Source organism: Photobacterium rosenbergii (assembly GCF_033022775.1).
Taxonomy (GTDB): Bacteria; Pseudomonadota; Gammaproteobacteria; order Enterobacterales; family Vibrionaceae; genus Photobacterium; species Photobacterium rosenbergii_A.
The window spans coordinates 112,981-125,641 of the sequence record NZ_JAWJZI010000002.1 but is presented as its reverse complement, the minus strand read 5'-3'; the positions used below and the strand labels follow the sequence as shown (position 1 = coordinate 125,641).

General features: G+C 47.9%; 10 protein-coding genes. 5 read left to right on the top strand and 5 right to left on the bottom strand.

The features are described 5' to 3' along the window. Nucleotides 1-93: 93 nt before the first annotated feature. Nucleotides 94-1,338: a carboxynorspermidine synthase gene (locus R2X38_RS04820; RefSeq protein ID WP_317521020.1), complete on the bottom strand. Its 1,245-nt coding sequence runs from the start codon at nucleotides 1,336-1,338 to the stop codon at nucleotides 94-96. Nucleotides 1,339-1,408: 70 nt separating this feature from the next. Further along, nucleotides 1,409-4,306 (bottom strand): pyridoxal phosphate-dependent class III aminotransferase, encoded by a 2,898-nt coding sequence (locus R2X38_RS04815; protein WP_317521019.1) that lies wholly within the window; start codon nucleotides 4,304-4,306, stop codon nucleotides 1,409-1,411. 958 nt (nucleotides 4,307-5,264) lie between these two features. On the opposite strand from R2X38_RS04815, the gene R2X38_RS04810 reads away from it, so the two are divergent. Continuing rightward, a complete protein-coding gene (locus tag R2X38_RS04810) occupies nucleotides 5,265-6,287 on the top strand; it encodes a PTS sugar transporter subunit IIC (RefSeq protein ID WP_317521018.1) in 1,023 nt (340 codons plus the stop codon). A gap of 62 nt (nucleotides 6,288-6,349) precedes the next feature. Here the strand turns inward: R2X38_RS04810 and rpe are convergent, their stop codons facing one another. Then, nucleotides 6,350-7,021: a ribulose-phosphate 3-epimerase gene (gene rpe / locus R2X38_RS04805; RefSeq protein ID WP_317521017.1), complete on the bottom strand. Its 672-nt coding sequence runs from the start codon at nucleotides 7,019-7,021 to the stop codon at nucleotides 6,350-6,352. Beyond that, on the bottom strand, nucleotides 7,014-7,463 hold the full coding sequence (gene rpiB / locus R2X38_RS04800; RefSeq protein ID WP_107297574.1) for a ribose 5-phosphate isomerase B: 450 nt from the start codon (nucleotides 7,461-7,463) through the stop codon (nucleotides 7,014-7,016). The genes rpe and rpiB overlap by 8 nt, the downstream gene beginning before the upstream one ends. 251 nt (nucleotides 7,464-7,714) lie before the next feature. Here rpiB and R2X38_RS04795 point away from each other — a divergent pair, with 251 nt between their 5' ends. From R2X38_RS04795 to R2X38_RS04780, 4 genes are all read left to right on the top strand, one after another. After that, complete coding sequence (locus R2X38_RS04795; RefSeq protein WP_317521014.1) at nucleotides 7,715-9,106, top strand: sucrose-specific PTS transporter subunit IIBC; 1,392 nt, start codon at nucleotides 7,715-7,717, stop codon at nucleotides 9,104-9,106. A 40-nt stretch (nucleotides 9,107-9,146) separates the two neighbouring features. Continuing rightward, the gene (locus R2X38_RS04790) at nucleotides 9,147-10,586 is read left to right on the top strand and encodes a sucrose-6-phosphate hydrolase (RefSeq protein WP_317521012.1); all 1,440 of its coding nucleotides are present in this window, start codon (nucleotides 9,147-9,149) and stop codon (nucleotides 10,584-10,586) included. Between the two features lie 92 nt (nucleotides 10,587-10,678). Further along, a complete protein-coding gene (locus R2X38_RS04785) occupies nucleotides 10,679-11,527 on the top strand; it encodes an SIS domain-containing protein (protein WP_317521010.1) in 849 nt (282 codons plus the stop codon). Between the two features lie 281 nt (nucleotides 11,528-11,808). Then, nucleotides 11,809-12,114 (top strand): helix-turn-helix transcriptional regulator, encoded by a 306-nt coding sequence (locus R2X38_RS04780; RefSeq protein WP_317521009.1) that lies wholly within the window; start codon nucleotides 11,809-11,811, stop codon nucleotides 12,112-12,114. A 74-nt stretch (nucleotides 12,115-12,188) separates the two neighbouring features. Here R2X38_RS04780 and R2X38_RS04775 read toward each other — a convergent pair whose 3' ends face one another. Continuing rightward, the gene (locus R2X38_RS04775; protein ID WP_317521008.1) at nucleotides 12,189-12,494 is read right to left on the bottom strand and encodes a helix-turn-helix transcriptional regulator; all 306 of its coding nucleotides are present in this window, start codon (nucleotides 12,492-12,494) and stop codon (nucleotides 12,189-12,191) included. Nucleotides 12,495-12,661 lie beyond the last annotated feature (167 nt).

Genomic DNA, 12,661 nt, shown 5'->3' with positions numbered 1-12,661 from the left:
CGTAGGGATTTGAGACAAGAGCAAGGAAATCGCGCGGAGTTTACGAACGTAAATGAGCACGATTGACACCGCTACTGCCTCAAATAACCAGAATTATTTCAAAATCTTGATGTCAGGCTGACCGACTTCCAATTCCTGAACATGCCAGTCTAGACCGATTTCAGGCATGGTTTCTAGGAACGGATCTGGGTCTAGCTGCTCCATATTGAACACGCCTTTGTCTGCCCACTTGCCACGGAAGAACTGAAGTGCGGCAGTGATCGCTGGAACACCTGTGGTGTAAGAGATCGCCTGGTGCTCTACGTCTTCGTAAGCAACTTCGTGGTCGGCGTTGTTGTAGATGAATACGCTACGCTCTTTGCCGTCTTTTTTGCCCTGTACCCAAGTACCGATACAGGTTTTACCTGTGTAGCCCGGAGCTAGAGACGTTGGGTCTGGTAGAAGTGCTTTAAGAACGTGTAGCGGCTGAACAACAGTGCCATCGTGCAGTGTTAGCGGATCTGGGCTAAGTAGGCCGATATCACGCATGCAGTTGAAATAGTTCAGGTACTTGTCACCGAAGCCCATCCAGAACTCGATACGCTTGGCTGGGATGAATTCTTGCATTGAACGAACTTCATCGTGCGCCATTGAGTAAACTTTGTGCGAGCCCACTAGAGGGAAATCGAACTCAAGCATACGTGAGTGACACGGTACTTGTTTCCACTCTTCGTTTTCCCAGTAGAAAGAGTCACCCTGGATTTCCAGCATGTTGGTTTCTGGGTCGAAGTTGGTTGCGAACTTCTTACCGTGGTCACCGGCGTTAACGTCCATCACGTCAATGGTGTCGATTTCATCGAAGAGGTGCTTCACAGCGTATGCTGCAAATACAGAAACTACGCCTGGATCGAAGCCAGCGCCTAGGATACCTGTGATGCCCGCTTCTGCGAATTTCTCGCGGTAGCCCCACTGCCAGTCGTATGCTTGTGGTACTTGCTGGCCTTCAGAGCATAGGTCTACGGCTACAGACGTATCTAGGTAAGAGACCTTCGCTTGGTAACAAGCTTCCATGATGGTCATGTTTACCCATGGAGGACCAGCGTTGATCACAAGATCAGGCTGAACTTCTTTGATCAGTGCTACGAGCGCATCAACGTCGTCGGCATTTACCGCACGTGCTTCTAGTTTCTTGGATGGGTCTTTCAAGTTGTTCTTTTTCTTGATTGACTCAATGATTTTCTCACACTTACCAATTGTGCGAGATGCAATCGTGATATCACCAAGAACGTCGTTATTCTGAGCTGCTTTGTGTGCAACTACCCAGCCAACACCACCAGCACCAATCTGTAGAATTGCCATTTCTATTTATTCCATCTAATTAATGAGTGTTCCGGCACAGCGATTTCACGTGCTGTGCCGTACCTGTTTATTAACCTAGCTTGCGCTCGGCAAGAGCTGCAACCTGGTTGATTTCTGTTAGTAATGATTCAAAGTCAGACAGAGTCAGACATGGGTTCAAAATCGTGAACTTGAGGGCCACTTTGCCATCCACCACGGTTTCACCCAGTACTGCCTTGCCTTCAACAAGTGCATCAATGCGTAGTTGTTTATTAATTCCATCTAATGCCGACTCTTCGTTGTTGCCGATGTAACGGAACAACACAGTTGATAGAGCCGGATCCGCCAGCAGTTCAAACTCTGCCGACTTGTTAATCATGTCTGCGACCTGCTGGGTCTGGTTCAGAAGGTGATCGTACATCGCACCTAGTGACTGAGGGCCAACACACTGCATGGTCATCAACACTTTCAAAGCGTCGAAGCGTTTGGTGGTCGCGATTGACTTGTCGACCAAGTTTGGCAACAAATCATCTTCACGGTTCAGGTAATCTGCATGGTGAAGCAGATACTTGAAGTTCTCTTTGTCTTTGATCAGCACCGCACCACAGCTGATTGGCTGATAGAACAGTTTGTGGAAGTCGACACTCACTGAGTCGGCCTTCTCGATACCGTGCAGGCGAGTCTTGTGACGGCTCAAAATCAAAGCGCCACCGTAAGCGCCATCGACGTGCAACCACAGGTTGTGCTGCTGGGCAACATCGGCCATACCGGTCAGATCGTCAATTGCACCGTGGTCAGTCGTACCAGCCGTACCCACCATAGCAAACGGCAGCAAACCGTCGTTCTTCAGGGTTTCAATAGCATTGACCAAAGATGCCAGCTTGATGGTACCGTCTGGGTTGGTATCCACTGTCACCACGGCATTTTCACCCAGTCCCATCAAAGAGGCTGACTTCTGCACCGTAAAGTGAGATTTCTCCGAACACAGAATGCGCATTTTGCTTGCGTAATCTGGTAGACCTTGCTTCTGGATATTGTGGCCAGAAATCGTATCTGCCGCCCAATCGCGTGCCAGCAGCAAGCCCATCAGGTTGGACTGGGTACCGCCACTGGTGAATACGCCGTCAGCTTGAGCGCCTAACTGGTAAAGTTCACACAACCAGTCCACCACTCTCTGCTCAACAAAGGTTGCCGCACTTGCCTGATCCCAAGAGTCCATCGACTGGTTCAGGGCAGCAATGAAGGCTTCAGCCGCTACTGCCGGCAGCAATGGTGGCGTGTGCAGGTGAGCAATACAGTGTGGGTGCTGTACCATGATGGAGTTCTTGGCAATCAGCTCGCCAGTTTGCTCAATCACCAAGTCCAAAGGCATTTGCTGGTTATCAAGATCAATGTTGTTGATCATGGTTTTCAGCTGCTGTGGATCCATGCCCGAGTATGGTGTTTCGGTATTTTCGAATACATTCTTAAGCACTTGCGTGGTCTGGTTCAGTGCCGCTTCAAAAGTATCCGCACCGCCTTTGCCTGTGTGGATGAAGTGGTTGCGCCAATCTGCAGCTTCAGCAATCACGGGCTCCTTCACCTTGGCAGGACCTGCTGTGGCAATGATGGCCTTGCTCAGTGCATCAATGGCAAAATCAAGCTGCTCGTAAGAGATGATCAGCGGCGGTAGGAAACGCAGTACAGAGCCCTGGCGGCCGCCTTTTTCGATGATCAGGCCGCGCTCAAGCGCTGCTCGCTGGATAGCAATCGTCAGCTCAGGATCCGCTTCCGGTTCGCCGAACTTGTTCTTCGAGCCATCCGGCTTACAGATCTCGATACCCAGCATCAAGCCTTTACCGCGTACCTCGGCGATACAGTCGGTGTACTGAGCAATACGCTCCAAGCCTTCGCGTAGGTATTGACCTGCTTTATGAGCGTGCTCAACCAGGTTGTCACGGCGGATAATCTCAAGTGCTTTCGCACCAGTTGCCATTGCTAGCTGGTTTCCACGGAAGGTACCCGTGTGCTCGCCCGGCTTCCAAGTATCAATCGACTTATCAAAGATAAGCACCGACATTGGCAAGCCGCCACCGACGGCTTTAGACAAGCACAGGATATCAGGAGTAATGCCTGACTCTTCAAAGGCAAAGTTAGAGCCGGTCTTACCGATACCACACTGGATCTCATCAAAGATCAGTAGGATGCCGTGCTCTTGAGTAATACGGCGTAGCTCGCGGAGCCAGAAGGCCGGAGCTGGGATCACACCACCTTCACCCTGTACTGGCTCAACAATGATAGCCGCGGGCTTTTGCACGCCGCTCTCATCGTCATTAAGCATGCGCTCGATGTAACGAAGCGTTTGCTTCGCACCTTCATCACCGTGGATACCAAACGGGCAGCGTAGGCTGTATGGGAAAGGAAGGAAGTGAACATCAGCCATTAGACCTTGGCGGCGCGCCTTGGTACCTAGATTACCCATCATCGCCATGGTGCCATTGGTCATACCGTGGTAAGCACCGTGGAAAGCCGCCATAGTATTACGGCCTGTGGTTTGCTTCGCCAGTTTGATTGCAGCTTCTACGGCATCGGCGCCCGATGGGCCACAGAACTGGATACGAGCATTTTTGGCAAACTCATCAGGCAAGAAGTTCATCAACTCTTTAATGAACTTGTCTTTTACTGGAGTCGTGATATCCAATGTCTGGTATGGCAGGCCTGCTTGCAATTGATCAACAATTGCTTGGTTAATTTCAGGGTGGTTGTAACCCATTGCCAACGTACCGGCACCTGCAAGGCAGTCCAGGAACAATTGGCCACGGCTGTCTTCGACTAGCGCACCAGAAGCCTTGGCAATAGCTAGAGGCAGACGACGTGGATAAGATCGCACTTCGGATTCATAATGCTCTTGACTAAGCAACAACTCGTCAGGTGTTAGGTCATAAACACCATTGACAACAGGTACATTCGACGCGAGTTTTAGCTCGTCAAGGTCAAACACATTACTCATGTTCTTTTCCATTTGAAACACTGCGCCCCTTGCCCTTTCTCCATTGATAACAATGTCAAAAATAATTGTTGTTCACCACAACAAACACCCCGTGACTAACGGAGTGGGTTAAGCGAGAACTGGAGAAGGTATCAAGGTCCGGCACAGTAGCATCTTGCCAAGTTGCATAGATGCGTGACTATAAACAACCGATTGCTTACGCGATCGGCGTGACCGTAAACAAACTGATTAGCCAGACAAACGTTTGCAAGGCGCCACTCGTCAACAACGACAGAATGCGATCAGAAAGTTATAAACCAGTGAATGTGATCAGGAAGATCAAGGCTCAGTAATAATACTGCAGTTGGGTAAGACAAAGCTGATTAGAGTTTTTAGCGTAATAGTATTCACAGTTGGGTTCCTTCAATATGCGCCTGTGTTCTTTCTACAGGTCTGCATTATCAATGCCCTTCTACTAACCCTAATCAGGTTAGTACCTACGGCGTATCAAGGGGCAATCAGCCCGAATACCGCTTGATACAGTGTGCCTCAGAAAGGTCTGTCTGAGATTGCGCAGAAAAGTAACACACCCGATATGTGTATGCCAGAAATATTTAATTGAATTATGTGTCAAAATCTAACTTCGCGATCGTTGACCAATAAACTCGCCATACCAGAACAAAACACCCAATAACTCACCTACATCCAGCATAACATGAAGCAGATCACCAAAACAGCCAGATTCATATGCTACTGTTTGAGCGGAATATTGCTGTTACTAAGGAAGGCCTATGAGACACATTGTTCTGTTTTCCCCTCCCTCAGGATCCCAACCCTGAGTTCAAGCTGCTGCTAACGGTCTGTTCAGCAACTACTTTTCTATTCTTAAACCTCACCAACTCCTCTCTATTCCCGATCCCGGTTCCTGCTGATTTCTCGTTTAGTGCTCCAATACAGCTTTAATTAACAAGGAATGATTATGGAAATCTTGATGGGTGTCGCTGCCCTGCTCGGCGCACTGTGCCTTTTTTCGTTGTTTAGCTTCAAGGCTCCCAACGGCAGCGCCGCAATGAGTGGGCTGGCCGATGCGGCAATTGCCACTTTCTTGGTTGAAGCCATACATAAATATGTCATGGGTAATCTACTGGGTATTAGCTATCTGGCCGATTTTGGGAATATGGTCGGCAGTATGGGGGGCATAGCCGCCGCCACACTGGTGATGCTGCGAATGGGCGTTCAGCCTGTATATGCCATCGTAACCGGGCTAGCCATGGCCAATCTCGGTATCTTGGAAGGCTTTATCGTCGGCTACCTGTTCTCTTTTGCAGCTCCGCTGTTCAAGAAGTACTTACCTGAAGGGGTAGATGTAATACTGGGGGTACTAACTCTTGCCCCTCTTGCTAGGTTGGTCGGAATTTTCATTAGCCCAGGGCTGGAAGTACTAATGGGTACCTTAGCCAGCATGATCACCGAGGCCACGTTGCTCTCCCCTATCGCCATGGGCTTCCTGCTCGGGGGCCTGATCAAAATGGTATGCACTTCACCGTTAAGTTCAATGGCTTTGACCGCAATGCTGGGTTTAACCGGCTTGCCAATGGGTATCGCGGCGATTGCCTGTGTCGGTGGCTCATTTACCAATGGTTATATATTTCATTCACTCAAGCTTGGTAAGTCCAGTAACACCATCAGTGTCATGCTGGAGCCATTGACCCAAGCCCATATAGTGACAAGAAACCCGGTTCCTATCTTTATGTCTAATTTTATCGGTGGTGCGTTGGCCGGGGTTATTGCCGCCTACTTCGGTATCATCAACGATGCCCCGGGTAGTGCCGCACCGATACCGGGCTTACTCGCCTCGATCGCCTTCAACGAACCGCATACCCTGCTAATGTCTACTGTTGCTGCCGCCATTGCCGGTTTAGCAGGCGGCATTATCGGTAACCGTATCTACAACAAGCTACTGGCTGAACGTATACCCCTGCAGCACTTTGCTAACGGCTAATACGTAAAAACCCGCTAGCCAAGGTTGTTGACTAGCGGGTCTATTATTTGTGGGTCTTATGATTAAGCCGCTACACTTTGCTGGCCTAATGTACGCAGGTCGTCCATAGTTTCGGCATAGCTTTTATCTTTGCCGAACAAGCCTGCAGTACCTAGGACAAAGTATTCAACCTTGTCTTGCAGCTTTTCAATCACTTCAGGGCTAATTGCACCATCAATGGCAATTTTGGTATTTACACCCTGCTCTTCAATCATCGAAATAATACGCTCGATACGGCTATAGGCGTTTGGAATGAATGCCTGACCAGCAAATCCAGGGTTCACTGACATCACCAACACCACGTCAGTCACATCCAGCACATCTTCAATCGTACTCAATGGCGTGCCAGGGTTAATCGCCAACCCCGACTGGATACCTTTGGCCTGGATATTCCCCAGTGTACGGTGTAGATGTGGTGGCGCCTCAGCATGCACATACATCAGCTTAGGGCCTAGCGAAGCAAACAGGTCGATAAACTGATCCGGATTTGAAAGCATCAGGTGAACATCATAATCGATATCGCTCAACTCACGGATCGCTTTGATATCTTCCGGGCCCAGTGCAAAGTTCGGGACAAAGTGGCCATCCATCACGTCGATATGCAGCATATCAACATTGGCTTTTTCTAACTCTTTTAGCTCTTGGGCCAACTTAGAAAAATCCACACACATCATCGAAGGACAAAACTTAGCCATGGTACTTCTCCTCAATCGCAGCGATTTGGTTAATGCGGTTCTGGTGGCGTCCACCTTCAAACTCAGCATTCAGCCAGTTATCAATGATCATCTTCGCCAGCTCAATACCGATCACACGTGAACCAAACGCCAAGATATTAGTGTTGTTGTGCTCTTTAGAGAGCTGAGCTGTATAAGGGTCGCTACAAACCACCGCACGAATACCCGGTACTTTGTTCGCCGACAGTGAGATGCCAACACCCGTACCACAAATCAAAATACCCAGGTCAGCCTGCTTACCAACCACGGCTTCAGCCACTGCCAAACCGTATTGCGGGTAATCCGTTCGTTCAGTTGTAAATGCACCAAAGTCTTCAACTTCAATGCCTTTGCTTTCTAAGTGGCTGATGACTAGATCTTTATGTTCAATGCCTACGTGGTCACAACCGATAGCGATTTTCATTTTTGCTCTCACTGATAACTAAACCTGGCTGTAGTTTACAAAATAATTTACTACTGTAAACACATTAAATTTACAGAATACCATTTATAAATATAAATTACTGAAATAAAAGAAATTAAAATTTCACAAAAAAAATCACAAAAATAAAAAATTCACGGAATTGTTTTTTCTGTGACTTAGATCGATGTTAAAGCGACTTTTGGCTGATAATTTAATAGGGAGTTAACCAATGACTGTGAAGGGTAGACAAGATGTCATATTCAATGATTGCCGAAGAGATTGTCGGCTCCCTCGGCGGAGCAGATAATATTGTTTCCGTAGCGCACTGCGCCACACGCTTACGCGTTATGGTGGCAGATGAAAACAAGATTGATAAAAAGCGCATTGAAGATACGGAGAAAGTAAAAGGCGCGTTTTTTAATAGTGGCCAATACCAAATTATCTTTGGTACAGGTACCGTCAACCGTGTATTTGAAGCCATTGAAGGGTTGAAATTAACAGTAGCGAATAAAGACCAACAACGAAAAGCTGCTGAAAAACAAGGTACAGCTTTCCAGCGCGCAATTCGTACCTTTGGCGATGTATTCGTTCCAATTATTCCAGCACTGGTAGCGACAGGCTTGTTTATGGGTCTGCGCGGCTTGCTGATGCAAGAAGAAATTCTGGGGTTATTCGGCCTGACGCCGGAGACTATCCCGCAAAACTTCGTGCTTTATACCCAAATCCTAACGGATACTGCGTTTATCTTCCTACCGGCACTGATTGCTTGGTCAGCTGCACGAGTGTTCGGCGGAACGCCACTTATTGGCCTAGTGCTGGGTATGATGCTGGTCTCCCCTGCACTACCGAATGCCTGGTTGGTTGCCTCCGGTGAACTGGATCCACTCATGTTCTTCGGTTTTATCCCTGTACTCGGCTACCAAGGCTCGGTTATCCCTGCTTTCATTGCCGGTATGATAGGGGCGAAGCTCGAACGCCGGATCCGCAACATCGTGCCTGAAGCTCTGGACTTGGTGGCCACTCCTTTCCTTACCCTGCTGATCATGATCACCGCATCGCTGTTTGTCATCGGTCCAATCTTCCACTGGCTGGAACTGGTTATTCTGTCAGCAACACAATTCATGCTCGACCTGCCATTCGGTCTAAGCGGGATCTTGATTGGTGGCTTCCAGCAGATTGTTGTAATGACTGGTGTTCACCACATCTTCAACCTGCTTGAAATACAATTGCTGACTAACACCGGTGCCAATGAGTTCAACGCAATCATTACTGCTGCGATTGCCGCTCAAGGTGCTGCATGTTTGGCTGTCGGCCTGAAAACCAAAGACACAAAGCTCAAGGCGCTGGCTATGCCTTCTTCACTATCAGCGTTCTTGGGCATTACCGAACCTGCGCTATACGGTGTCAACCTTCGCTTCTTCAAACCATTCATCATGGGTTTAATCGGCGGTGCCGTAGGTGGCTTCTTCGCTGTCATGTTTGGCCTCAAGGCAACAGGTATGGCCATCACGGTTATCCCTGGTGCCCTGTTGTACCTCAATGGCCAGATGCTTGGTTACCTAGCCGTCAATGCTATCGCCATCGCAACCGCATTCACCTTAACTTGGATGTTCGGTTACTCAGACAAGATGCTTGATAAATAAAATAATTAGAAGCCCCCTGACTGGGGGCTTTGGAGATCCAATGAAGACAGCTACTGCTACTGCTACTGCTACTGCAGATCAACGATACATCAATGATGTACTCGCCATAGCCATGAACATGTCATCACAGTCAAACAATGATCCGTTTCGCCCGGCTTGGCACTTCGCTCCACAGTTTGGTTTACTCAACGATCCTAATGGACTGGCTCATTTCAACGGCGAATTCCATCTTTTTTACCAATGGAACCCAAAAGCCTGCCAGCACGGAGCCAAAGCTTGGGGGCATGCAACCAGTAAAGACCTGATCAACTGGTCACATCAACCGCTTGCCCTCGCACCAACAGAGCACTACGAAACTCATGGCTGTTATTCCGGTTCTGGCTTGGTGGTCGACGGCAAACTTGAGCTTTTCTACACCGGCAATGTCAAATTTGAACAAGGCGGAAGAACCGCTTACCAATGCCGGGCAACCCTTGAAGCGGGCAAACAGGTCAAGAAGCAGGGGATTGTATTATCCCTGCCTGAAGGCTATAGCGGCCATGTCCGTGATCCGAAAGTCTGGCAGTACCAAGATGCGTTTTACATGGTTCTTGGTGCCGAAGATCTCAACTACCGCGGCAAGGTGTTGGCATATCGCTCAAACGATCTCAACAACTGGGAGATGATCGGCGAGATCTTTGGCGATGGCGTCGGTAACCAGCAATCCGATGACTTCATGCTCGAGTGCCCCGACCTATTCCCGCTCGCTGACAAGCATGTGCTGATCACCTGCCCGAAAAATTGGATTGATATGGGTGGCAAAAAAGTCGAAACCTTTGATGTGACCTACCATATCGGTGATTTCGATCACCAGACAGCGACCTTCGAGCACAGCAACGGTGTATTGATGGATAATGGTTTCGATTTCTATGCTCCGCAGACCTTCGAGGATGAGTCTGGCCGTCGAATTTTATTTGGCTGGATGGGTAAGCCTGACGAATTCGAGCCTTACCAGCCGACTATCGAGCTGGGTTGGATCCACCAGATGACCTGCGCCCGCGAACTGACTATCCGTAACAATACTCTGATACAGACACCGGTTAAAGAGCTGGAAAGCCTTCGCCAAGATCAGCAAGACTTCACCGGGCTCAAACAACAGTTCACCGGCTTGTCTGCCGAGTTGGTTCTCGAAAACTTAGAGGGCGCAGACATCAAACTGGAAATCGCCAACGATTGCTACATTGAGTCCAACCAAACCGGGCTTGTCACCAGGCGCAAAAACCTCAAGACCGCAGAGTGGGAATCTATCGCTTGGCAGGGGACCGTCAGTTCACTTCGCCTGCTCCGCGATCATTCTTCGGTTGAAGCCTTTATCAACGGTGGCATTGCTGTTTCTACTTCCCGCTTCTTTGGCCTTGGGCAAGGTGAAGAGAAAAATGTTGGCTTTGCACTAACTAGCCAAAAAGAGATCACAGCCACCCATTGGCAATTATCGGCCTAATCCAAAGGGAGGCTGCGCCTAGCAGCCTCCATGACTAATCGAGGGTCCCTATGTATAATGATGCGATTGCTTCAAAAGGAATGATACTGTCCGTGGATCTTAACCAAGTAATTCCAAATATTCGCATGCGCCTTCCCTCGCTCACTCGTACCGAGCAGTCGATCGCGGAAAACTTTTTAAAGCCGCACTTTTTACAAAAGTCGACGTCTATCAAAGAAGTTGCCGAGCGCCTGGGAGTGTCTACTGCCTTAATTGTGAAAGTATCGAAAAAGCTTGGCTTCAGTGGTTTCAAGCAATTAAAAGATGCCCTCAATGCCCAGCACCAGTCTGAGTCCTACCTGCCAAGTGAACAGCTAGAGCCGGACGACTCCTGCGAGCAGATCATCACCAAGGTGCTGCAAAACTCTATCAATGCCCTGACTGAGATCCTTAATTTCGTCGATGCCAATATGGTCAGCGCAGCAGCAGATGCCATCGTCAATGCCCGAAATATCGAACTCTATGCCGCAGGTGGCTCAACTATCATCTGTGAGGACTTCCAGCATAAGCTACTGCGCTTTGGTATGCGTGCATCAGTGCCGCGCGACAGGCACCTGATGCTCATGTCGGCCAGCGTACTGAGCAGTAACGATGTGGTATTGGTTGTTTCACATTCAGGCCAAACAGTAGATCTGATGGATGCCGTCCGCTTGGCCAAACAGTCCGGTGCCAAAATCATATCCATCACCAATAACTACCATGCTGAGCTTTCCCAGCTTTCTGACTACCCGCTATACGCCCCAGCCTCGCCAGAACCCCTGCTGGGCAAAAACGGGACTGCCCGTTTAGTCAAACTGGCAATGATTGACAGCTTATACGCCACTATCGCTGGCAAGATCCCAGATCTGGTCGACGAGAACCTCGAGAAAACGACCAAGGCTGTGGCTCTCCTTCACCGGTAGCCGCCATTTCAGTATTTCCTTTCCTACCCCCACTTTATAACGTGGGGTTTTATTTTCCTTTTATTCAATTTGGTGTGCAGTAATTATCACCCAATGTAGATAATTAATGACATTGAGATACTCCCACAGCAGTTTTTATCATCCATTGTGCATTTACTTTGATTTTAATATACAAATGAGCATGTACAAATATAATAAAACTTACAATTATAAATGCTATATTTTCATAATGCGGAATCCATTTTATTAGTCAGCAGCCGCAATCAGCAGGGAGCACTACAATGCTAACTTATGATTACTATTGTGAAGTAATCGCATTCAATATCAAACAGCGTCGGGAGATAAAAGGATTTACTCAGTCAGAAATAGCCCAATGTATTGGAGTATCAAGAAAAACCATTCTTGATATCGAATCGAACAAGACCTCTTTGAAGGTAAAAACACTACTAAAGCTCGCAGATTGCCTTAGCTGTAATATTAATGAGCTTTTATATGAACCAAGCCAAGCCCTTAGCACAGGTGACAATATAGTCAGTATGCTCTCAGAAGGCGGGATTGCTCTCATTGGCACCAAGAAAGAGGCGTAGGAAAAAGGAAATAAGCAGCCAGGATAAAGCATTAGGCTCGTGCCTATCACTTATCTTGGCTATCACTGAATATGCTATTTGGTGTTCTTGACAACCATCAAGCCATTTTTCTCAAAAATTTCAATAATACGATTTCCCATCATCGAGTCATTATCTTTTTTTGAAATCCCTAACACGTCAGTGATTTCACACTTCAGGCAATTACAAATCCGATAAAGCGTAGAAAGCTTAATATCTGATTTATTTGACTCAATATCAATATAGGTCCTTCTTGAAACATTAATACATTTGGCAACCTGGATTTGCGTTTTACCACGAAACTCACGAAGGGTTTTAATTCTGTGGGCTAGAAACTCAGGCTCATACTTATTAAGTTGCATCTATCCTTACCGGTTTTTCTCAAAACTGCCAAGCTCTCCGCTTAAAAGCAATCAATTGGCAGCGCTTGGCGCTGAATGAATTAAGAGCACAAAATTTCTCAATCTGAAGGAATTATACTTTCATTCGAAATGCATGTAAATTATTCAACCAATATCACATTATCAAT

Bases quoted from the DNA above. Each gene is read 5' to 3' on its own strand.
- R2X38_RS04820 (WP_317521020.1), bottom strand. From the start codon at position 1,338: ATGGCAATTCTACAGATTGGTGCTGGTGGTGTTGGCTGGGTAGTTGCA.
- R2X38_RS04815 (WP_317521019.1), bottom strand. From the start codon at position 4,306: ATGAGTAATGTGTTTGACCTTGACGAGCTAAAACTCGCGTCGAATGTA.
- R2X38_RS04810 (WP_317521018.1), top strand. From the start codon at position 5,265: ATGGAAATCTTGATGGGTGTCGCTGCCCTGCTCGGCGCACTGTGCCTT.
- rpe (WP_317521017.1), bottom strand. From the start codon at position 7,021: ATGGCTAAGTTTTGTCCTTCGATGATGTGTGTGGATTTTTCTAAGTTG.
- rpiB (WP_107297574.1), bottom strand. From the start codon at position 7,463: ATGAAAATCGCTATCGGTTGTGACCACGTAGGCATTGAACATAAAGAT.
- R2X38_RS04795 (WP_317521014.1), top strand. From the start codon at position 7,715: ATGTCATATTCAATGATTGCCGAAGAGATTGTCGGCTCCCTCGGCGGA.
- R2X38_RS04790 (WP_317521012.1), top strand. From the start codon at position 9,147: ATGAAGACAGCTACTGCTACTGCTACTGCTACTGCAGATCAACGATAC.
- R2X38_RS04780 (WP_317521009.1), top strand. From the start codon at position 11,809: ATGCTAACTTATGATTACTATTGTGAAGTAATCGCATTCAATATCAAA.
- R2X38_RS04775 (WP_317521008.1), bottom strand. From the start codon at position 12,494: ATGCAACTTAATAAGTATGAGCCTGAGTTTCTAGCCCACAGAATTAAA.